We start from the raw sequence: 20,349 nt of genomic DNA, 5'->3' as shown, positions 1-20,349 counted from the left end.
ATCTGCCCGCACCTGAATAAGTGCTTTGCCGATCGAATTTATGGTTCAGAAGTTTCTGTTTTTGTTATAGCTAAGGGTAAAACATACTGTGGAGTTCATCTTTATTTCATTTCCTTTTTAGCACAAAGATCACAAACCCCATTAATTTCGAAGGTGTACTTTCCAAGTAATGGTTTGGGTACTATTAAAATATCCAGGGGTAAGACCATTGACAATGCTCTTCTTTTCATTATTTAATAACTCCTTTCCATAAATATAGACTATGATGATAACGGCATTTTTTACTTAAAAACTATTAACTTTTTGATGAATAGAAGAAAGCGATCGCAAAAAAAGCCCTGTTTTAAAGGATTGTATCATAACGGACTAATTGTTCTGATAATTCAAACTAGTTTTACTGCGTTTATTATACCCTTAGGCATAATAAACTTCAATGGCATTTGGCGCTTTTAGAAAGATTCTACAAACGAATATTCGTATTTGAATATTATTAATATTTATGGCTATCGAGCATTACCAAAGCTATTTGAGACAAATTTAACCGTGACCGGAGTACTGCTCAGAGTATGGAGCGGAACTCCCAGAGACATCCCAGGGGAATTAAAGTACGACTTGAGGATGGGGAAATAGGAATCATTAAAGCATCTGCTGAATGAAGGTAGATGCTTTTTATCTTTCAATATTTGACACATGTACTGTATAATAAAGGAAGGTTTCACATGTCGGAACTGTGATACATCATTAGAACACTATCAAGGATTTTTTTTATACACTTTTTTATATGTAAGGATTAATAACTGGACATTAGGGTGAAAACATGATGATTTCGAAGAGAGGAAAAATCTCTGTAGTAGTACATTAACTTTTACAAGATTGAAATTCGAGGTGAAATAATGCCAGAGATAATTAAGATTAAGAATATAGGTTTTAATGAAGCAGAAGAAATATTGAGTACATTGACGGACGATTTCTGAATGAGCACGGAATGCCTATCGCATTTGTTAGGAGTAAAAATTGATGGACATAAGTTTGAAATACCAACAGGCCATGAATGGTGGCATTCTTTTCTTTCCTTACTGCTAATGTTAGACAATATTGTCAATGAAGAACCTGATTTCAAATTCAAAGCATTTTTAGAAGTGCTTATTGAAGTGCATAAGATAAGTGCTAATACTATTGCTAAATTTGCAAACATCAAAGAGCAGGATGTTTTAGATTTTATTAACGACACTAACACAGTACCAATTGAGATGAAGTATAGACTTGCATCTGTCATTATGACATTAAGATTTATATTCAAAGCAGTTGAGCCAAAATATAATTTCTGGGAGAGATAGGACTTGTTCGAAATCGAGCTATTTTAGAATTTAACAGGGATTCCAGACTTAACGATTGGGGGAACCTTTAATGGGCTATGAAAGTACAGAGAGCCAGAAGCCAGAAATTCTTATGAATGAACTTCGAGCTGTGCTTGACTCAATCTACAGTGGAATTATCGCTGTTGATATCAATGGAAAAATAACCTATATCAACGAAACTGCCAAGAAGTTTATGGTCTGCGGTGAAGAAATTATTGGCCGTGATGTTAATGAACTTATTCTTTTATCTAGGATCAAAGATGTTTTACATAGTGCTAAGCCCCAATATGGGGTTAAGCTGCAGATTGGAGATAGAACAGTATTAACCAATCGCACTCCCATTATCATTAATAGGCAAATAACCGGAGCAGTAAGTTCTTTTTTAGATATTACTGACCTGGAATTGGTCTCTCACCAAATACATTCTGTTCAAGAACTGAATAGCGAACTCAGCGCCTTGATCGATTCATCGGCTGATGGTTTAGTAATTTCAGATGGTCAAGGCTGCATAATCCGCATGAACAAGGCCTACCGCTTAATGCTTGGTATTCCCCTTGAAGAGAATTTTACTGGAGAACCTGTAACAGAACTTGTCACAAGAGGTTACTTATCGGAACTTGTCACAGCCAAAGTCCTCCAAACCCTTAACTCAGCTACTATGGTTCAAGAAATTAAGGGCAGAGAAATTCTGTTTACAGGGACCCCTGTTTTCAATACTAAGGGAAAGGTAGTACGTGTCATTGCCAATATACGAGACCTGACTGAACTAAATTCCCTAAGACGAAGTCTTCATAAATTTTCTCAAGAGATGGATAACTATCGCTCTGAACTATCCCGCTTAAAAATAAAAGCCCTGGAGGACGGCTTTATCTTTAATAGCCCTGAAATCCGAAAAGTTGTGGAATTATCCATTCGTGTGGCGCGAGTGGATACAAATGTACTAATCACTGGGGAATCCGGCGTAGGCAAGGAAATTATAACTCGGATGATTCGCGAAGCAAGCCAACGATCTACCGGACCTTTTATTAAAATTAATTGTGGAGCTCTCTCCCCGAGTCTGATAGAGTCTGAGCTATTTGGTTATGAGGAAGGAGCCTTTACAGGGGCAGCCAAGAAGGGGAAGCCTGGAATCTTTGAACTTGCTTTCAATGGAACCTTATTCCTCGATGAAGTGGGTGAACTTCCTCTTGACCTTCAAGTCAAGTTACTAAGAGTGATTCAAGAAAAGGAGATTACCCGCCTGGGTGGGACTCAGAGTATTTCTGTTGATGTGCGCCTGATTACAGCGACAAACCGAAATTTAGAGCAAATGGTTAAAGAGGGGACGTTTCGCCAGGATCTTTTTTATCGCTTAAATGTTGTCAATATTTATGTCCCGCCTCTCCGCGAACGTGTAATCGATATTCCTATATTAGTGGAGTACTTCATGCGAAAATTCTCTAAGAAATATAACCTTAATCGCAAAATTTCTCCGGAAATCATGCAAGCCTTTACGGAACACGATTGGCCGGGAAACATTCGTGAACTCGAAAATACCATTGAACGAATGGTGATTCTAAGCCCTGATGAAGGGATCGATCCTTCTTTATTTAAAGGCAACGGCTCAAAAGAAACAACTGCAGCTCCGCCTCCGCTAAGACTTTTAAAAGATGCCTTAGCCGAAACAGAGAAGAAAATGATCTTACAAGCCTATCATTTGACCCAAAGTACCAGGAAAGCTGCTTCAATGTTAGGCATAAATCAATCTACCGTAGTACGCAAGCTGAAGCTCTATAGGAAAGAGACTTTGGTGATGCCAAGAAGCATCACTGATTAGCTGGTGCATCAGGGATTGCCGGTAAAATGACCTGAAGCGATGCAATAGAGCATCGCTTCTTTTTATTTAGCTATAATTGTCTGAAAATATCAATAAAAATGCCCGCCATATTATCTGAATATTTAAAATATAGTGGCATATGTTTTGCATTAAATCTAGATGAGCCCTCTAAAGGTCTAAAAGAACAGGCAGACTCGTCTCAGCCAGTTGCAGTTGAAAATGGGCGAGCAGAGAGGATTTAAGATCAGGACGAAAGGAAGGTAAGCCATGAAAATTAAAGACAGAGTTGCTCTGGTAACAGGCAGCGGTCAGGGATTAGGTAAAGCAATTGCTTTCGCCTTAGCAAATGAGGGGGCTAAACTGGCAATTAACGATATCTCCCAGAATGAAGTAAAAGCCCGGGAGACCGTCTCAGAGCTTCGTAAAATAGGAACAGACGCTGAGGTTTTTCTCGCGGACGTGACTCAAGAAAATGAAGTCAATAAGATGGTTGAGGAAATCCTAGCACGTTTCGGTCGTATCGATATCCTTGTTAACAATGCCGGTATTAATCGTGACGGTTTGATCCATAAAGGCAATTTACAGAATTGGAATGCGGTAATGAATGTAAATCTTACCGGGCCTTTCATCTGTACAAAAGCTGTATTGCCTAGTATGAGGCAAAATAATTATGGCCGAATTGTCAATATCTCATCTCTTACGGCCAGACTAGGTATTTCTGGGACAGGGTATTATGCGTCGGCAAAATCTGGTTTAATCGGCTTAACTAAAGTTACAGCGGTTGAGAACATGTCCAAAGGAATTACCTGTAATGCCCTGGCCCCCGGTTATATTAAAACGGATATGATGATGAAATATCCTGAAGAACAACTTCAGGCACTCATTGCCAGGATTCCTGCCGGTCGTTTGGCAGAACCGGCTGAAATCGCCGATGTTGCGGTGTTTGTCGCGGCTGATTCTGCATCCTACATGACAGGTGCGGTGATCGATATCAATGGAGGGTATTTTATTTAGAGCTCATTCAAAAGCCTATTTACAAAGTTGCTATGGGAGATGCAGAGATGGAGAAACTTATTGAAGGCTTAGTCCAAAAAGACCGCATAGCTCTTAGTAAGCTAATCACGATGATCGAGAACGATAGCCCTAAATCCCTGGATATTATGAAGGCAATCTATCCCCTGACAGGTAAAGCGTATGTTCTCGGGGTTACCGGTCCTCCCGGCGCTGGAAAAAGCACCTTAGTTGATAAGTTAATCCGTAATTTCAGAAGTAAAGCTTATAGTGTCGGTGTGCTCTGTGTAGACCCTAGCAGTATTTTTAGCGGGGGAGCTTTTCTGGGTGACCGGGTGCGAATGGAGTGGGCTTATCAAGATGACGGTGTCTACTTGCGGAGTTTAGCCACCCGTGGAGCGCTGGGCGGTTTGGCTCCTAGGTTAAGTGAAATTATTAAGCTGATGGATGCCTTTGGGCAAGAGGTTATCATCGTCGAAACCGTAGGAGTAGGTCAAATGGAAGCGGATATCATTCGTTATGCTGACACAAAGATTGTTGTTTCTGTACCGGGATTGGGGGATCAGATGCAGGCCTTAAAAGCCGGGATCTTAGAAATTGCCGATGTGTTAGTCGTCAATAAAGCTGATCTTCCTGGTGCTCGGGAGGTTGTCGATGACCTGCAAATGATGCTCTATTTGAGGAAAGACAGTGACTGGACTCCGGAAATTATCTTGACGGAAGCCCTCAATGACCGAGGGATCTCAGACCTCGATGCAGCCATTCAAAGGCATAGAACATTTTTAGGTCAAGGGGGATTAAAAGAACAACAGACCCATCTGCAGCGTGAACATGCCTGCTATGGTGCTGTAGAAGAAAGATTGAAGAACTACTTGCGTGAAAGTTTTTTAGAAGTTGAGGAAGTTAAAAATATTTTAGTAAGGGTTCAAGAGGAGGGTTTAAATCCTTATCAGGCCGCGGATGAAATTCTGCAATTGTTTTTTACCAAGAGACATGAGGAAGGTGACTAATTATGCAAAGTGAGCAACAGAAAACAACCTTAGAAATACTTAAAGAGACTCTGAAGAAAACTGAAAATTGTCAAGTCTATGACCCAACTTATCTGGCCAAAGTTCAAGAAGGTCTTGAGCAATGGAAAAAAGAAAGGGTTAAACCCCAGGATCTCGCCAATTGGGAAAATATTCCCTTAACAGTTCTAGGTTCTGAAATTCCCCGGGAAATGATCTATACTCCATTGAATATTGCCGATACGGATTACTGTGATCAACTGGGAAATCCAGGCGAAGCTCCCTTTACTCGGGGAATTCATAGTAATATGTATCGCGGCCGTACCTTTACCCAACGTCAATTGGTGGGTTTTGGCGGTCCGGAGGACACGAACCTGCGCATAAAGTATTTGCTGAATCACGGAGCTACAGGAATTAATCTCCTTTTTGATATGCCAACGATTCAGATGTATGATTGTGACGACCCAATGGCCCAAGGTTCTGTCGGGTCCTGTGGAGTCAGTGTCAACCATGTTCCTGACTGGGAATTGCTTTATGAAGGGATTGATCTTGCGAAAGAAACTTCCTCCATCGTTACCCACTACCCTTCCAATACTGCCTGTCTCTTTCCCATGTATTTGGTCATGGCCGAAAAAAGAGGGGTACCTTGGGATCAACTTAAAGGCAGTTCCCAAAATGATATGACCCTTGAAGAACTGGTTCGTAATTCTTCTGAATATATTCCGCCTAAAGATTGTTTCCGGATTGAGTGTGACAATATTGAATTCATCCGCAAGAATGTGCCAAAATGGAATTTCATTACCCTTAATGGTTATAATTTCCGGGAATTTGGGACATCCGGTGTCACAGAGATGGCTGTAGCAGCAACTCACGGGATGGCAATCTTGGATGAAATGATTCGTCGCGGTTACGAAGTGGATTGGGTAGCTGAGAGATTAGCCTTTTTCTGGTCCGGAGGGATGGATATCTTCGAGGAGGTCTCCAGACTGCGGGCCATGAGGAGACTTTGGTACAGAATCCTTAAGCATAAGTATCAGGCTAAGAAGGATCGGTCAACCTGGATGAGATGTCATCTCCAGACTTCCGGTATAAGCTTAGTAAGGGAAGAACCCTATAACAATGCTATTCGCTCGGCTTTTGAGGCGCTGGCTGCTGTTCTGGGCGGGGTCCAGTCTTTGCATGTCGATTCCTATGACGAGGCAATTTCGGTTCCTTCTGAGGAAGCATCCCTGCTTTCTTTACGGACCCAACAAATTCTTGAACATGAAACAGGAGTTACCGCTGTTGTTGATCCCTTGGGAGGTTCTTATTACATAGAGGCTTTGACCAATCAGATGGAAGAGAAAATCTTAGCAGAAATCACCGAGATTGAGAACCAAGGGGGCTATGTGGAAGCTATTGCTAACGGCTATCTCAGCCGGAAAATATACAATTATATGTACAAAGAACAAATGAGAATTGAAAAAGGTGAAATTAAAATTGTCGGTCATAATTACCAAAAAAGTGGTGAAGGAAAAGATTTTGAAGCCTTCCATTATCCTGAGGAATGTGAGGCCAGACAATTACAACGCCTTGAGGATCACAGAAAGAATAGAAATGGTGTCGAGGCTGAAGAAGCCCTTAATGAATTAAGAATAGCTTGCAGAGAGGGTAAGAACGTCATGGAATATACAGTGAATTGTGCTCGAGCAGGTTGTACGGTGGGTGAACAATGGAAGATTTTTAAAGAAGTTTTTGGCCTTTGGAAACGGCCGGGTGTATTTTAAAGGAAAGGGGTGGACAACATTGGAAGCTAAAAGAATTAAAGTTTTAATGTGTTGTCTCGGACCCGAGACGCATAATCGCGGAATCATCGTCGTGAGTACGATTTTAAAAGAAGAAGGTATGGAAGTAGTCTATATGGGCAACACCACTGCAGAAAATGCCCTCAAAGCAGCCATGGAAGAAGATGTACAAATTATTGGCGTCAGCTCACTATCGGGAGCTCATTTGCGTACAGGCAAACACCTTTTGGAATTAGCCAGACAAAAAGGCCTTGCTAAAACTATGGCCTTTGTCATTGGTGGAGTCATTCCGCCGAATGATGTTAAAATTCTTAAGGACATGGGTTTTTATGATGTTTGCGTTAGCGGCACGAAAAGGGATGAATTAGTAACTGTCATAAAAAATGCGGCTAATATTTTATGATGATCCAGCCATTACAGATGTAAAGCAGTGTTTATATCTCTATTCAAGGAACTGAGTATTAAGGCAGACACTCTTTTGTTTTTGCGTAGAGGAAATGCTCCATGTTTTTTCCGTTATAATGCTTAATAAAGGTTGTCTTTTTTTCAAAGCCTGCGGATTCAGCAACAGCTATGGAAGGGGCGTTATTTGTTTTGATCTGGGCATAGACCTCAGGCAAACTTATTTCCCTAAAAGCATAATTTGTCAGTGCCCGGACACCCTCTAAAGCATAGCCAAAGTGCCAGTACCGGTGCTTGAGCATGTAACAAACTTCAAAAATACTTTGCTGATTGAATTCACAGCGATGGAGACCCATCTGGCCCACAAATGCCCCGGTTGTTTTCTCAATAGCAGCAAAATAGCCAGCGTTGTCTTGCTTGTAGTAGGATAATTGAGTTAGTATCCAATCATGAATTTGATCATCAGTAAATGTTGGAAATAAGATTAATATAACTATTAATCCAATGTCTTGATAGTAAATGTATCATCCGCATTGAATATTAGTCGATACCTTTCATTAAGGTCGTAAGAAATAATCAGAGGACTATAAAGCTCGACAGATTCACACGTACTTCTGTGAAAAAACTCCTTTTTCAAATAAATAATTGCGTCGTCATTTTCAGACGTTGAATAAATCCTTACATCAAGATTATCCAATTCAACTGCAAATGTATCGTTATTCTCATTAAGGTTTAACAAATGCTCACAAATGAGTTTTTCCCTAATTTCTTTCAAGTCATTTTTAATAATCTTCATTTAAAATTACCTCCTTGAGTTTATATTAATTCTACCCAAAGAAGCACAAATTAATTATATATGGTAATTATATAGTTCAATCCTTATTGAACATGTCCCGCTGTCATAGACATAAAAAGTTCGTCATGCTTCCATGGTTTCGGCAAAAACCATTTTAACTATTTTCTTGACCGAGGGAATAAAAACTTTTAACGAGGATGAGCGAATTAAGAGTGTTATTGATTTACTTATACAAATTTTCGGACTTGAAATGGAAGCTTTATCGCTTTATGCTGGACTAGAAAAACAAGATATTGAAAAATTCATGAAAGATACTACTTCGATTGACTATGAGAAAAAATTTAAGTTAGCAACCGCTAGTATGATGTTGCATTATCTTTTCAAGAAATAAATACTCATATCTTGATTGGTATTTTATAGAGAATTTAAGCATAATATAGATATTGTTCTTACAAGGAGGTAAGTTATGATTTGGGGATATGGCATTTTCGATAACGAAATCGCTTCAAATATTAAAGACCAGTTCAGAGAGTTCCTCAGTAAAGGACTATCCAGAGAGGAAGCTCTATGTGAAACCGTGTCTATTTTTAAAAACTACATGGAAGATGAATTAGCTTGTTTAGCACTAGCTTCTTTGCAAGTTCGTCATAATATATTGGTTTCCCTGGATAATCTGGAAAAAGCTCTTAAACTAGCCAGTGGAAAAGGCAGATTAAAGTGGGAGAATGAAGAAGGACGAAAACTAGTCTTGGAGAAATTCGCTAAAGAATTAAAAGAGTTTATATCGATGACTGGAGCTGAAAATAAAAAAGAGGTAGACTGTAAAACCGATGAGATAAAAGAAGATATAGATAATCTTTGGGAGCATACGCCTCAATGCCGTAAAAGATTACTTGCCGGTTATATCATACGAGAAATTGCGAGATTTACGATTACTGGTGGTACACTAAAAACTCTGAGTGAACAATTAAAACTAGATGATGAAGGTTATACCTTTTTACTTCGTTGTGGTGGCCTAGCTGTAACCAACGCAATTGAAGACTTACTTGAAACAAAGCAGATAAAATTAGTTTAGGTACCTATCATTGTAGTTCAACCCATAAGCGTCAAATAACTCGGTGGATATAAAAAAAGCAAAAACTCGTGTAAACTGAGTTTTTGCTTTATCTTTAACTGATTTGCGAACTAAAGATTACTAATGTAAAAGGTTCTTGACAATTTACACTTTCATGATACACTAAATGTAAAGAACTCTTTACATTAGGAGGTGCACTATGAAATCATTTTTCTCAAAAGTAGGCTTTCACAAAATGGATGAAATGGAAAAAAATATTGCACTTAGCGCACAACGAAATGCTTTGATTTATGTTTTATTGGCTTTAGCAGCGTGGTCTTTCTATGAATCTTTTAAAGCGTATACACAATACACATCTATCAATTCAGCACCAAGTTTTTTATTAGTTACTACAAGTTTGGTTCAAATTTTCTCACAACTCGTGCTGCAAAAAAGAATTGTAAAAGACGATGATGAGTATAAAGACGATAATCCACTTTTGAAAATTATCATAGTAGGTGCAATTATTAGTACGATTATTGTTTCGATTGGCGCTTGGTTAATCGTTTCTGGAATTTAAAAAATGAAGAATAAAATCAAACAATTAAGGAAAAACAAAGGTTTGCGACAAGAAGACATAGCTGTGCTATTAAATGTTTCAAGGCAAACAATAGTTGCCATAGAAAACGATAAATACAATCCTACGCTGGAATTGGCTATGAAAATGGCCAGGTTATTGGATACGACAGTAGAAGAATTGTTTATATTAGAGTAACTTCTAGGTAGTCATTAATAGCGTAACAAGGTAGCTTCCACAAATTCTTAATACTGTTCTGGTATGAGGAGGCTAGCATTTCCCACATAGCAGTTTTTATCGTAATTTTCGTATCGGACTCAAGGAGTAACTGCGGCAAGTCCGTCAATGGACTTTCGTCAGATTTCTGTGTAAAATCTATATTTAGAAAACTAAAATGGATTGAGTGATTTGAGATGGAAAATAAAATGAAAATGGGAGAACATCCGCAGGGTAAAGGTGGTCATCCAGGTGGGCACCCAGGAATGAACGTTGACTACAATAAGAACCCGTTCATCGTAATCTGGGAAACTACTCGTGCATGTGGGCTTAAGTGCCAACACTGTCGTGCAGATGCGCAACCTGATCCGCACCCAGAGGAGTTATCCCACGAGCAAGGTATCGCGCTAATCGATGAAATCTACGAAATGGACAACCCGATGCTAGTTTTCACTGGTGGGGACTGCATGCTTCGAAAAGACCTTTTTGAATTAGCAGACTACGCTATTAAAAAAGGAATGCGTGTTTCGATGAGCCCAAGTGCTACAGTTGAAGTAACAAAAGAGCGCATGGACATGGCGAAAGATGTTGGGATTTCTCGTTGGAGTTTCTCAATTGACGGTGGAGATGCTAAGACCCACGATGCTTTTCGTGGAATCGAGGGAACGTTTGATTTAACAATCGAGAAACTTAAATATTTAAACGAAATTGGTATTTCTCACCAAATCAATACTTGCATTAACAAAGCAAACTTACACCAACTTGAGCAAATGGCGGAATTGATGAAAGAGTTGAAGACGTCGGTTTGGTACATTTTAATGATGATTCCAACTGGACGTGCTTCAATGGATGATTGCATAACAGCTGCTGAGCACGAAGAAGTATTCAAGTGGCTTTACGAGTTAAGTAAAAATGCGCCTTATGATATAAAAACAACTGCCGGTCAGCACTATCGTCGTGTTGTATTCCAACAACGTGCTAAGGAAAACGGTACTATAGGTGAGGAAATCACGTTCGAAGGTACTAAGACACGTGACATGGCTCAGTTCATTGACGGTCTGGCAAGAGCACCAAAAGCAGTTAACGATGGAAATGGTTTCATCTTCGTATCACACACTGGTGATGTTACACCAAGTGGATTTTTACCTTTAGTAGTTGGCAACGTTAAGGAAAATAGACTGCGCGACATCTACCGCGAAAGCCCTATTTTAAAAGACTTGCGTTCACCAGATAAGTACGAAGGTAAATGTGGTATCTGTGAGTACAACAAAGTTTGTGGTGGATCAAGAGCACGTGCCTACGGCGCAACTGGAAACTATATGGCCTCAGAGCCATTCTGCGTGTATACTCCAGAGAAGATGAGAAAGAAATAGAATTATATTGTGAACGCCTGCGATTTTTGTGGGCGTTTTTTGTTCCATCCCTACCAGCGCCCAGTGGCAAAATTATTAGAGCATCTGCTGAATAAAGGCAGATGCTTTTTAACGTTCAATATTTGACACAGGTACTATATAATAAAGGAAGTATTTCACATCAGAGATGATAATTGATAAAGCACAAAGCTCAAAGGCAGGGATGGAAAGGGGGCAGAGCATTGCTGAAAGCCAAACTTCAGGCACCGATTGTGATTCAAAGGATTATCAGCCGAGAACAACTGCAAAGGAAATTTCGGCGCGTCCTGGAATGCCATCTGACCCTGGTCACCGCCCCGGCAGGTTCCGGAAAAACCACCGCCGTCCTGGAATGGCTGGGTAAATGCGACCTGCCTTGGGCCTGGCTGTCCCTGGACGGGGGAGACAATCAGCCCGTGACCTTTTGGCGTTATGTCTGTGCTGCCCTGGACAAAATAGTCGGCGGCATCGCCAAAGACACTGAATATGTGTGGGCCTCCTCGGAAATGGTCAAGGCCCATATCCACCTCAACATCCTCATCGACCGCTTGGCGGAGGCTCCAACAGATTTTTTGCTGGTCTTGGATGATCTCCATGAAATCAGCGAGCCCTCGATTTTGAAAGGCCTATCCTATCTGATGGACTATCTGCCTGCCAAAATGCACCTGATTTTGATCAGCCGGAGAGAGCTGGAACTGGATCTGGCCAGGCAGCGGATCAAGTGGCAGGCTCAGCGGTTGGGGGAACAAGATCTGCGTTTTCAGGAAGAAGAAATTTCCCGCTTTTACCAGGCCAGGGGCTATAGCCTCCCAGAGGATGAGCTGAAAAAGGTGGAGAGCTATACGGAAGGGTGGGCCGCGGCAATGGTAGCTGTGGCCATGTCCATGGAAAATGCCGGCGGGGATAACGCTCTTGCCGCCCTGCCCCAATCCAGCCGGGATATTGAAGAGTATCTCCATGACGAGGTTCTCAGTACCTGGATGCCCGAGCGACGGGCCTTTGCCCTCAAAACATGCCTTTTGGATACCCTCTCCCCAGCTTTGTGTGAGGCAGTCACGGGAGAGGTGAGCAGTGCAAGCCTTTTGGAGGAAATCAGTGAGGGAAGCGGCTTCCTGAACGCTTTAGCCAGGCAGGATCAAACCTATCAATACCACCACCTGTTTAAAAGCTTTCTGCATAAGCTGCTTAGAGAGACAGCTCCCCATGAGATACCCTGCCTGCACAGAAGAGCAGGCTGCTGGTTCCAGGCCCAAGGTCGGATGCCGGAAGCCATTGAACATTTTCTCAACGGCGGCTTTTACGGAGAAGCCTTTGAACTGATGGAACACCAGAGTGACGACATTATCGATAAAAATGATTTCGGCAGGCTACTGTCCTGGATCGAACGTCTGCCGGAAGGATACCGCAGGAACAGCTTTAAGATTGCCGTCATTTATGTCCTGTATTATGCGGAAAACGGCAGATTCGACTTGTCTCGGCAATGGCTGAACAGAATGAAGGATATCCAAGTTAAGCGTCAAGCTGTCTCCAGCCCTGAATGGAGCGCCTACAGCCGTACCTTAAGCACCATGGCTGAGGCCAATGCATTTAATACGGGTTCCATGGTCATCCCTCCTAACGTCTCCTAATATATTGTAATAAGGACAAATTGTACATATTAGAGTGGACAAAGGGACGGTTTTTCTGCTTGGCTCTGGGGGGAGCGCTATTCAGCACGCGTCTGCGAGTTCCGCCCCTGGCTCGCTGGACGGTTCGCGAGCGCGTCCGAACCTCCGAGTATTTCTGCATGTGCGCCGCTCCTTGCCATCCTGCAAGAAGGCTAATACGTGCGAAGACAGTGTCTTCGGGCACCGCGGCATCAGTCCATCCATGGACTAGTCCCTGCGGCGCGCTACGGGGACGCGAACCGTCGGCGCTCACCTTAGCGCGGCTCCACTGACGCATCCGCTTAGCAGAATAGCGCTCCTCCGGTTGGCTTGTTGGGAGTGGGAGTAGGACTTTGGGGGACGGTACGACCCAGGCAGGCTTTGCGGAATCTTCAGCGGTCGTCAACCAGGTTTTCTTTGTCCATCATTTGTGCTGTACATCTGGCTGCGCCTTATTTGCAGTACTTTGGTACGATGTGCGCCGGGCCGCTCTATGCTACCATTTTCTATAAATTAGGCTGTCCCATCCATAGAGTAAACTCTGTGAAAACTCTGTCGAGCTGATTTTTGAGGCAACGGCAGGAACAGGTTAACCTCTTGGAACAGATTATTTTTGAAAAAGGTAGGAGAGAGAACGATGAAGCAGCGATGGAAATCCAAATTTCTGGCCCTGATTTTAGTTGTGATCATGACCCTGGGGGTGCTGACGGCTGCGGTTCAGGCAGCGGGAGGTACCGGTACCACCGGTGTATGGAAGTGGAAGATTCTTGACGACGGTACCCTGGGCATCACCGGATGTACTACACCCTCCGGCGGCGATTTGATCCTTCCGGCTTCCCTGGAGACCGGTTCCGGTCCGTTGGCTGTAACGTCGATTGAAGCCAATGCCTTTAAGAGCAGTAGCCCGCTTTTCTTTCCCTCGGATATCAAAACCTTTGTCATGCCCGACAGTGTGACGAGGGTGGGAGACAGTGCCTTCTACTGGTGCAACAAGCTGACCTCCGTGACTCTTTCCGCCAATCTCCGCACAATGGGGGCCTCGGCCTTTTTCAATTGCACCGAGCTGACGAGTATTGCCCTGCCGGATACGCTGGAAAGCATCGGGGCCTCGGCTTTAGCCAATTGTTCAGTGCTGAGTGAGGTCAGACTGCCGGACAACGCCGGTTTTACCGCTCTGCCGGAAAAACTGTTCAACGGAGACACCCTCCTGAAGACAACGAATATCGTGTCGTTAACCCATCTGACTTCCATCGGGAAGATGGCCTTCCTGGGCACAGGTATTGAAAATATAACCTTGCCCAATTCCGTCACGGTCATCGGCAACGGCGCTTTTAATGCCTGCTGGCATCTTGCCAGTATTAACCTGCCGGACAACCCCGGCTTCACAGCCATACCGGACAGTATTTTGGCCGAATGCAAGGCCCTGCAAAGTCTCACCATTCCCGCCAGCGTGACCTCCATCGGCGCAGACGCCCTTAATGGCTGCAACGTGCTGAGCAGCATCACAGTTGCCGGAACTAACCCGGCCTTTACCAGTGAGGGGGGCGTCCTGTACAATGCCGCTAAAACCATCCTCATCTGCCACCCCGCCGGGCGCTCTGGATCCCTGACCATTCCGGACAGCGTCACAGAAATCGGGAACTACGCCTTTCTCAATTCCAGTCATCTGACTGCCGTCACAATCCCGGACAGCGTAGAGCGGATCGGTGAGGGTGCTTTTTTCAACTGCAGCAACCCGTCCCTGACCCGAATTACTCTGCCGGACAGTGTTCAAAGCATCGGCTCGTATGCCTTCAATGCCTGCGCCGGCGTGACACAGATGACTATCCCCGAGGGTATTGAGGTCATCGGCCCTTATACTTTTAATGCCTGCGGCAGCCTGACGGGTATTGCTCTGTCCGACAGCCTGCAAGCATCGGCGACTTCGCTTTTTTAGGCTGCGACAGTCTTCCTGAAGTGAGCATTCCCGCCAATGTAACCGGTATCGGCAACGGTGCCTTTCAGTTTTGCACCGACCTGCGCAAGGCGGTCATTTTCACTGCCGGCACGTCTTTCGGAAACGACGTTTTTAAATATACGCTTCTTTCCAATGACGGTATCTACGGTTTTGAGTCCTCGACGGCGCAAACTTATGCCCAGGCCAAGGGCTTTCCGTTCCACACCTTATATACGGTTTCCTTCAGCGTTGGTGAAGGCTCTCCCGTTTCGGATCTTTTAGCCGCAGCGGGTGTTAAAATAACTAAACCCACCGACCCGACCCAAGCGGGCTATCTCTTCGGCGGCTGGTATAAAGATGCGGCTTGTAGTGACGATTGGGATTTTGATAACGACAGGGTGAACGAGGATACCATATTGTACGCCAAATGGACAGGGGCACGGCTCCCACCATCACGACAACATCTCTCCCGGGGGGAGCGGTAGGTGTCACTTACAGTCAAACCCTGGCAGCAACAGGGGATACGCCCATGACCTGGTCCATGGCCAGCGGCAATCTGCCGGTTGGTCTGACCCTCACAGGCGGTGACACTATTTTTGGCGTCCCTACAGCCAGCGGGACTTTTGATTTTGCCTTTAAGGCGGAAAATATCACCGGCAGCGATACACAGGACTTGAGCATCACTATAAGCAAGACGCTCCTGAGTATCACTATACCCGCAGCCATCACAGGTGTGGCCAACGGTACGGAGAAAACGGCTGCGGCGCTGGGTTTGCCTGCTGCTGTATCGCTGATTACCGCTGAGGGTAATGTGAGCGGAAGCGTGACCTGGGATGTAGCTTCCAGTTCCTACGATCCGGCGGATACCGCTGAACAGACTTTCGTCGTAGATGGTACAGTCAGTCTGCCCAGCGGCGTGGTGAACCCGGATGGGGTTTTCTTGGATGTGAGCATTAATGTGACGGTTCTGGCAGCAGTATCCACGGACAAAGTCTTAATCAGTGTAACGACACCGTCAGCCATCACCGGTGTGGCCAACGGTGCGGAAAAAACAGCATTGGCGCTAGGCTTGCCTGCTACTGTGACGCTGATGACCGATGAGGGTAATGTGAGCGGGAACGTGACCTGGGACGTAAGTACCAGCTCCTACGACCCAGCGGATACCAATGAACAGATTTTTATGGTGAACGGAACTATAATCCTGCCCAGCGGTGTGATCAATCCGGATGGCGTTTCTCTGGACGTGATCGTTAGTGTGACGGTCTTGGCAGCGGTCTCCACAGAGAAAACCTTAATAAGTATTACACCACCCACAGCAGCTATCACTGGCGTGGCCAACGGTACGGAGAAAACAGCATCAGCGCTGGGCTTGCCCGCTACTGTGATACTGGTCACCGATGGGGGAGAAGTGAGCGGAGACGTGACCTGGAATGTGGCGTCAAGCACCTATAATCCGTCTTCCGGCTCTGAGCAGACCTTCACTGTGAATGGAACTGTGAGTCTGCCCAGCGGTGTGATCAATCCAGCTAGCGTTCCCTTGAATGTTACCATCAGCGTGACGGTAAAAGCCAGGTCGGGGGGCGGCGGCGGCTCCGGCGGCGGCAGTACTCCCGATGATCAAAACTATACTGTAGATGTGGAAGTGAAGGATGTGGCAGGAAACGGCACGAAAAAAACTACTCTGCCGGTCACGGTTGATAAAACTGCCGGCAGTGCGGTCGTAGATATAGGCAATCTTTTCTTAGAGGTTGGGACCTCGGTGATCAACCTGCCGTCAATGCCCGGTATTGATACCTATTCCTTCGGCATACCCGTTCAGTCTTTGTCATCACTCGACGGGCAGGGGGCGCTGACTCTCCATACAGATCTGGGCAGCATCACCGTGCCTGCTGATATGCTGTCGGGTGTTAAGAATGTGGATGGGAGTAAGGTGCAAATCACCATCGGGCAGGGAGATCCATCCGCTTTGTCGGAAACCGTCAGAACAGCCATTGGAAACCACTCATCCAACTTACCCTGTCGGTGGACGGAGAGCAGACTGCGTGGAACAATCCGGACGCGCCGGTCACGGTAGCCATTCCATATACGCCCACTGCTGAAGTACTGGCTAATCCGGAGCATATCGCGGTCTGGTACATCGATGGGTCGGGTAGTGTGGTCACCGTACCGAATGGACATTATGATCCTGACAGCGGAACCGTTGTCTTCAGCACCTCCCATTTCAGCGATTACGCCGTGGTCTATGATCCCGTTATCCGGCTGGCCGGAGTGGACGGAGTCGAGACTGCTCTGGCTATTGCCCGGGCGGCTTATCCTGGCAAGGTATCCACTGCCGTTCTGGCCACAGCCGGCAATTACCCGGATGCTTTGGCAGGTAGTGTCCTGGCCCATCGGCTCAATGCTCCCATTCTTTTAGTCGGCGATTCGGAAGCCGCACAAAAGAAAGTCCTGGATTATCTCACAGCTGAGCTGGAAACAGAGGGTACGGTGTATATCCTCGGCAGCACCGCTGTTATTGACCAAAGCTTCGCAGACAGATTTAGGGATGCTGGCATTAAACAAACTATCCGGCTGGCCGGAAATGACTGCTATGCTACCTCCGTCAAAATAGCGGGACAGCTGCAAGTTGAGACCGGCACCCCAGTGGTCTTAGTCAGCGGGGAGAAATATCCCGACGCTTTGTCGGTGAGCAGTATAGCGGCTCAAAGAGGATATCCTATCCTCCTGGTGCAGAAGAATGGGATACCTGATGTGGTTAAGGAGAAAATTGAAGCAATCAAGCCGGATAAGGTCTACATTATTGGTTTGCAGGGAGCAGTCAGCGAGGACGTGGAAAAAGAGGCTGGGCTGCTCAGTGGATTGCCGGCGGAAGATCTCATCAGGATCGGCGGAGAAAACTGCTATGACACTTCGCTGGCCGTGGTGCAATATTTCCTGCCCAGCTTGAGCGATAACTCCGGCTCCGGCTATCCTTCAAAAGTTCAGACCGTCTGCATCGCTACCGGCAATAATTTTCCTGACGCTTTAGCCGGTAGTGTCTATGCCGCACAACATAAGGCGCCGATCATTCTCGTGGATGTTAATTTGCCTGAACAGGTCATCCTTTACCTTGAAGCCGGAGGGTTAAGCAAAACCGCTATTTTCGGTGGGGAGTATGTAGTGGGGAAGGGCATTGAAGATCAACTTAGGAAGCTGGCTGGTCAATAATATACAAAATGATAGCTGCAAGCCAAGGTCTAAAGGTCTCGGCCAGCTTTTTATTACGAAAAAAATTTAGATTTCTCATGCATATTCGTAGGTTTTTTAACCAACTTCCCTTTTAGGAGGAAGAATAAGCATATCAACAAAGGCTTCCCCGAGATTCTTTTCTCTCAGGGAAGCCTTTGTCTCATTGGAGGTCGGTATAGTAAGAATTTAAATAGTCTTCGACACCTTTTATTACCATTTGAACATCTTCAAGGGTTTTTTCAGCGTCTTTTTTACTAGCAAGATAGAAATCATCATAATCACTGGCTAATCTCAGGTCCTGAGAGCTTGCGATAATCTTTCGTATTCTTTTGGAAATATTCCTGTCTTCACAAAATTAATATTAAATGCACTTATTATCCCAGAATGTTTCCGCGAATCAAGTTCTAATGTAGCCAAAGCCGCTCTAGCCGCCTGAAAGAGGGTGTAGTATGCCTTGGATAAACAATCCCGGTAATGTTCCAGCTTAAAAAGATCCTCGGCAACTGCTAAACGTTCTTTAGCAGATTGCAACCGATAAAATGGCAAATCTTTGGTTTCTATACGGTCCACAATGTTTCTCCTTCTTTAAGGACATTTTTAACAAAAGGTACGTGCATTGTTGACAACTGATTAAAGTATTCCCCTTCATAAATATTGAGCGAAATATTAATGTCATAACCCACATCGTCAAGTAAAAGAAAATCATAAAGTTTATCTCTGTCTACTTCATCGCGATGGCGGACCAGAATCATAATATCAATATCGGATTCAGGCTGAGAATCCCCTCGGGCTTTAGAACCGTATAGGATCACAGAAATTAAGTTATCCCTGCAAACATCGCGTATATGTTTAATTGTTCTGTCTAAGGCCGTTTGTTCTGTTTTAGTTAGGGATGCCATTGAATCACTCCCGACTCAGAGTTAAATCTATCCGAATTATAGCATGCAATATCGCTTTGCTCAATTCGTTGCGCCACCATATGACAGTAAGTGTCAAATACTTTATTATCCGGAAATTAGGATAACTTATTATTTGCCGTTTATGGTGTGGGAAAAATTGGCATACTTAAATTTGTTAAACTGTGTAATATTTTTTATCTGAATGTGACTCATTATATGAAAGGGGGGTATTAATGAAACAAATTGAAACACTGTATTTTGAATATAAACAAGATATCTATAGCTATCTGTTAAGCTTGACTCATGATCCTACCCTTTCGGAAGATTTGCTCTCAGAGACTTTTGTTAAGGCGATATTCTCTATCGGTAATTTTAAAGGCAATTCCTCTATTAAGACTTGGCTATTTGGGATTGCCCGCCACCTATGGCTACAAAACCTGCGTAAAGCTAGAACTGCGGTGGAATATAATGATCTTTTAGATGTCTATGTGGCAGACAGAAGCCTGGATCGGGTCATTACCAAACAAATAGCCGATAGAGTCTATGAGCTGCTAAAAACCAAAGATGAGCGAACACAAAAAATAATTAATATGCGTGTAAATGGGATAAGTTACTTTGAAATCTCCGAGAGAATAAGTATTACGGAAAACTCAGCAAGAGTCATTGATTATAGAACAAAAAAATGGCTTAAATCAGTTTTGGAAAGGGAGGGATTGATTTGAAGGTATCCTGTGAGATAATAAGGGATTTGTTACCCCTTGTGAAAGATAATGTTGCCAGCGAAGAGAGTATAAATTTAGTTTCGGAACATCTAAAAAACTGTGAAAGCTGTAAACTTGAGTTTGGACATGAGGCATTGCCAATCCAAAAAGAAGTTGATGATAAAAGAGTATTGGTTTCAATTAAGAAAAAACTTTTTCTTATCTCGTCGGTTCTATTATTCTTTGGAGCATTTATTGGCATGGCAATAAATAAAAACACGTCTTCAAACTTTATGCCCATAGTAGTGGTTCTCCTAAGTACAGTATTTGTAGGGATAATGATATTCAAGTTTAAATGGAAGGGGGATAAAAGGGTGAGTAGATTTTTTGTAGGAAAAGCTATTGGGACAATGATTGTCTTTGCAATACTGGGTATTTATCTATTGCTGAAATATCTGCTTCAGTTTTAAGAAGTTTAAACTTAAATAACATCGCCTAAAGGGTAGTGAAGCCGGCTGTTGCAGGTG

25 protein-coding genes are annotated in these 20,349 nt (G+C 43.9%); 19 read left to right on the top strand and 6 right to left on the bottom strand.

Features of this window, described 5'->3' with window-relative positions:
* Positions 1–101: 101 nt before the first annotated feature.
* Positions 102–230, bottom strand: coding sequence for a hypothetical protein (locus BLS16_RS24535; RefSeq protein WP_282433722.1), 129 nt, complete (start codon positions 228–230; stop codon positions 102–104).
* A gap of 336 nt (positions 231–566) precedes the next feature.
* Here BLS16_RS24535 and BLS16_RS24835 point away from each other — a divergent pair, with 336 nt between their 5' ends.
* The 7 genes from BLS16_RS24835 (at position 567) to BLS16_RS05155 (ending at position 7,379) form a co-directional block, all read left to right on the top strand.
* Entirely contained in the window at positions 567–656 is a 90-nt protein-coding gene (locus BLS16_RS24835) for a DUF2196 domain-containing protein (RefSeq protein ID WP_143015505.1), read from the top strand.
* 342 nt (positions 657–998) lie between these two features.
* Positions 999–1,337 carry an HTH domain-containing protein gene (locus tag BLS16_RS05180; RefSeq protein WP_207649729.1) on the top strand — a complete coding sequence of 113 codons (339 nt, stop codon included), beginning with the start codon at positions 999–1,001 and terminating at the stop codon, positions 1,335–1,337.
* Between the two features lie 70 nt (positions 1,338–1,407).
* Positions 1,408–3,174 (top strand): sigma-54 interaction domain-containing protein, encoded by a 1,767-nt coding sequence (locus tag BLS16_RS05175; protein ID WP_092330773.1) that lies wholly within the window; start codon positions 1,408–1,410, stop codon positions 3,172–3,174.
* A 267-nt stretch (positions 3,175–3,441) separates the two neighbouring features.
* A complete protein-coding gene (locus BLS16_RS05170; RefSeq protein WP_092330770.1) occupies positions 3,442–4,188 on the top strand; it encodes an SDR family NAD(P)-dependent oxidoreductase in 747 nt (248 codons plus the stop codon).
* Positions 4,189–4,235: 47 nt separating this feature from the next.
* Positions 4,236–5,195 carry a methylmalonyl Co-A mutase-associated GTPase MeaB gene (gene meaB / locus BLS16_RS05165; protein ID WP_092330768.1) on the top strand — a complete coding sequence of 320 codons (960 nt, stop codon included), beginning with the start codon at positions 4,236–4,238 and terminating at the stop codon, positions 5,193–5,195.
* Positions 5,196–5,197: 2 nt separating this feature from the next.
* The gene (locus tag BLS16_RS05160; protein ID WP_092330765.1) at positions 5,198–6,958 is read left to right on the top strand and encodes an acyl-CoA mutase large subunit family protein; all 1,761 of its coding nucleotides are present in this window, start codon (positions 5,198–5,200) and stop codon (positions 6,956–6,958) included.
* A 19-nt stretch (positions 6,959–6,977) separates the two neighbouring features.
* Complete coding sequence (locus BLS16_RS05155; RefSeq protein ID WP_242876204.1) at positions 6,978–7,379, top strand: cobalamin B12-binding domain-containing protein; 402 nt, start codon at positions 6,978–6,980, stop codon at positions 7,377–7,379.
* Positions 7,380–7,437: 58 nt separating this feature from the next.
* Here the strand turns inward: BLS16_RS05155 and BLS16_RS05150 are convergent, their stop codons facing one another.
* Both BLS16_RS05150 and BLS16_RS05145 read right to left on the bottom strand, forming a co-directional pair.
* A complete protein-coding gene (locus BLS16_RS05150) occupies positions 7,438–7,863 on the bottom strand; it encodes a GNAT family N-acetyltransferase (protein WP_282433726.1) in 426 nt (141 codons plus the stop codon).
* Between the two features lie 11 nt (positions 7,864–7,874).
* On the bottom strand, positions 7,875–8,174 hold the full coding sequence (locus BLS16_RS05145) for a hypothetical protein (RefSeq protein ID WP_092330760.1): 300 nt from the start codon (positions 8,172–8,174) through the stop codon (positions 7,875–7,877).
* A 133-nt stretch (positions 8,175–8,307) separates the two neighbouring features.
* On the opposite strand from BLS16_RS05145, the gene BLS16_RS05140 reads away from it, so the two are divergent.
* The 10 genes from BLS16_RS05140 (at position 8,308) to BLS16_RS05095 (ending at position 18,201) form a co-directional block, all read left to right on the top strand.
* Positions 8,308–8,565: an HTH domain-containing protein gene (locus tag BLS16_RS05140; RefSeq protein WP_242876203.1), complete on the top strand. Its 258-nt coding sequence runs from the start codon at positions 8,308–8,310 to the stop codon at positions 8,563–8,565.
* Between the two features lie 75 nt (positions 8,566–8,640).
* Positions 8,641–9,249 carry a hypothetical protein gene (locus tag BLS16_RS05135; protein ID WP_092330758.1) on the top strand — a complete coding sequence of 203 codons (609 nt, stop codon included), beginning with the start codon at positions 8,641–8,643 and terminating at the stop codon, positions 9,247–9,249.
* Between the two features lie 199 nt (positions 9,250–9,448).
* On the top strand, positions 9,449–9,808 hold the full coding sequence (locus BLS16_RS05130; protein WP_092330755.1) for a hypothetical protein: 360 nt from the start codon (positions 9,449–9,451) through the stop codon (positions 9,806–9,808).
* A 3-nt stretch (positions 9,809–9,811) separates the two neighbouring features.
* Positions 9,812–10,003: a helix-turn-helix transcriptional regulator gene (locus BLS16_RS05125; protein WP_092330752.1), complete on the top strand. Its 192-nt coding sequence runs from the start codon at positions 9,812–9,814 to the stop codon at positions 10,001–10,003.
* Between the two features lie 215 nt (positions 10,004–10,218).
* A complete protein-coding gene (locus tag BLS16_RS05120) occupies positions 10,219–11,394 on the top strand; it encodes a TIGR04053 family radical SAM/SPASM domain-containing protein (RefSeq protein ID WP_176786074.1) in 1,176 nt (391 codons plus the stop codon).
* A gap of 221 nt (positions 11,395–11,615) precedes the next feature.
* A complete protein-coding gene (locus BLS16_RS05115; RefSeq protein WP_092330750.1) occupies positions 11,616–13,040 on the top strand; it encodes a winged helix-turn-helix domain-containing protein in 1,425 nt (474 codons plus the stop codon).
* A 655-nt stretch (positions 13,041–13,695) separates the two neighbouring features.
* On the top strand, positions 13,696–14,994 hold the full coding sequence (locus tag BLS16_RS05105) for a leucine-rich repeat domain-containing protein (protein ID WP_092330745.1): 1,299 nt from the start codon (positions 13,696–13,698) through the stop codon (positions 14,992–14,994).
* Between the two features lie 20 nt (positions 14,995–15,014).
* Positions 15,015–15,479, top strand: a complete 465-nt coding sequence (locus BLS16_RS05100; RefSeq protein ID WP_207649728.1) for an InlB B-repeat-containing protein — start codon at positions 15,015–15,017, stop codon at positions 15,477–15,479.
* A 44-nt stretch (positions 15,480–15,523) separates the two neighbouring features.
* Positions 15,524–17,068: a hypothetical protein gene (locus tag BLS16_RS23095; RefSeq protein WP_143015504.1), complete on the top strand. Its 1,545-nt coding sequence runs from the start codon at positions 15,524–15,526 to the stop codon at positions 17,066–17,068.
* Positions 17,069–17,148: 80 nt separating this feature from the next.
* Positions 17,149–18,201 carry a cell wall-binding repeat-containing protein gene (locus BLS16_RS05095; RefSeq protein WP_242876202.1) on the top strand — a complete coding sequence of 351 codons (1,053 nt, stop codon included), beginning with the start codon at positions 17,149–17,151 and terminating at the stop codon, positions 18,199–18,201.
* A gap of 181 nt (positions 18,202–18,382) precedes the next feature.
* On the opposite strand, the gene BLS16_RS24750 is transcribed toward BLS16_RS05095, so the two are convergent.
* The 3 genes from BLS16_RS24750 to BLS16_RS05085 are packed head-to-tail and all read right to left on the bottom strand — an operon-like array spanning position 18,383 to position 19,121.
* Positions 18,383–18,517 carry a HEPN domain-containing protein gene (locus tag BLS16_RS24750; protein ID WP_345788514.1) on the bottom strand — a complete coding sequence of 45 codons (135 nt, stop codon included), beginning with the start codon at positions 18,515–18,517 and terminating at the stop codon, positions 18,383–18,385.
* Positions 18,514–18,792, bottom strand: coding sequence for a HEPN domain-containing protein (locus BLS16_RS24195; RefSeq protein ID WP_242876201.1), 279 nt, complete (start codon positions 18,790–18,792; stop codon positions 18,514–18,516). The genes BLS16_RS24750 and BLS16_RS24195 overlap by 4 nt, the downstream gene beginning before the upstream one ends.
* Entirely contained in the window at positions 18,780–19,121 is a 342-nt protein-coding gene (locus BLS16_RS05085) for a nucleotidyltransferase domain-containing protein (RefSeq protein WP_092330740.1), read from the bottom strand. The genes BLS16_RS24195 and BLS16_RS05085 overlap by 13 nt, the downstream gene beginning before the upstream one ends.
* Before the next feature lie 233 nt (positions 19,122–19,354).
* On the opposite strand from BLS16_RS05085, the gene BLS16_RS05080 reads away from it, so the two are divergent.
* Both BLS16_RS05080 and BLS16_RS05075 read left to right on the top strand, forming a co-directional pair.
* Entirely contained in the window at positions 19,355–19,843 is a 489-nt protein-coding gene (locus BLS16_RS05080; RefSeq protein WP_092330737.1) for an RNA polymerase sigma factor, read from the top strand.
* Complete coding sequence (locus tag BLS16_RS05075) at positions 19,840–20,292, top strand: zf-HC2 domain-containing protein (RefSeq protein WP_092330735.1); 453 nt, start codon at positions 19,840–19,842, stop codon at positions 20,290–20,292. The genes BLS16_RS05080 and BLS16_RS05075 overlap by 4 nt, the downstream gene beginning before the upstream one ends.
* Positions 20,293–20,349 lie beyond the last annotated feature (57 nt).

Origin of the sequence: Desulfosporosinus hippei DSM 8344, from assembly GCF_900100785.1 — a bacterium.
Taxonomy (GTDB): domain Bacteria; phylum Bacillota; class Desulfitobacteriia; order Desulfitobacteriales; family Desulfitobacteriaceae; genus Desulfosporosinus; species Desulfosporosinus hippei.
Note: the sequence above shows the minus strand (reverse complement) of the source record. Positions and strands in the feature narration are given on the sequence as shown.

Excerpts from the sequence above, each read along its gene's own strand:
- BLS16_RS24535 (WP_282433722.1), bottom strand. The coding sequence starts at position 230 with ATGAAAAGAAGAGCATTGTCAATGGTCTTACCCCTGGATATTTTAATA.
- BLS16_RS24835 (WP_143015505.1), top strand. The coding sequence starts at position 567 with ATGGAGCGGAACTCCCAGAGACATCCCAGGGGAATTAAAGTACGACTT.
- BLS16_RS05175 (WP_092330773.1), top strand. The coding sequence starts at position 1,408 with ATGGGCTATGAAAGTACAGAGAGCCAGAAGCCAGAAATTCTTATGAAT.
- BLS16_RS05170 (WP_092330770.1), top strand. The coding sequence starts at position 3,442 with ATGAAAATTAAAGACAGAGTTGCTCTGGTAACAGGCAGCGGTCAGGGA.
- meaB (WP_092330768.1), top strand. The coding sequence starts at position 4,236 with ATGGAGAAACTTATTGAAGGCTTAGTCCAAAAAGACCGCATAGCTCTT.
- BLS16_RS05160 (WP_092330765.1), top strand. The coding sequence starts at position 5,198 with ATGCAAAGTGAGCAACAGAAAACAACCTTAGAAATACTTAAAGAGACT.
- BLS16_RS05145 (WP_092330760.1), bottom strand. The coding sequence starts at position 8,174 with ATGAAGATTATTAAAAATGACTTGAAAGAAATTAGGGAAAAACTCATT.
- BLS16_RS05140 (WP_242876203.1), top strand. The coding sequence starts at position 8,308 with ATGGTTTCGGCAAAAACCATTTTAACTATTTTCTTGACCGAGGGAATA.
- BLS16_RS05135 (WP_092330758.1), top strand. The coding sequence starts at position 8,641 with ATGATTTGGGGATATGGCATTTTCGATAACGAAATCGCTTCAAATATT.
- BLS16_RS05130 (WP_092330755.1), top strand. The coding sequence starts at position 9,449 with ATGAAATCATTTTTCTCAAAAGTAGGCTTTCACAAAATGGATGAAATG.
- BLS16_RS05125 (WP_092330752.1), top strand. The coding sequence starts at position 9,812 with ATGAAGAATAAAATCAAACAATTAAGGAAAAACAAAGGTTTGCGACAA.
- BLS16_RS05120 (WP_176786074.1), top strand. The coding sequence starts at position 10,219 with ATGGAAAATAAAATGAAAATGGGAGAACATCCGCAGGGTAAAGGTGGT.
- BLS16_RS05105 (WP_092330745.1), top strand. The coding sequence starts at position 13,696 with ATGAAGCAGCGATGGAAATCCAAATTTCTGGCCCTGATTTTAGTTGTG.
- BLS16_RS23095 (WP_143015504.1), top strand. The coding sequence starts at position 15,524 with ATGACCTGGTCCATGGCCAGCGGCAATCTGCCGGTTGGTCTGACCCTC.
- BLS16_RS05085 (WP_092330740.1), bottom strand. The coding sequence starts at position 19,121 with ATGGCATCCCTAACTAAAACAGAACAAACGGCCTTAGACAGAACAATT.
- BLS16_RS05080 (WP_092330737.1), top strand. The coding sequence starts at position 19,355 with ATGAAACAAATTGAAACACTGTATTTTGAATATAAACAAGATATCTAT.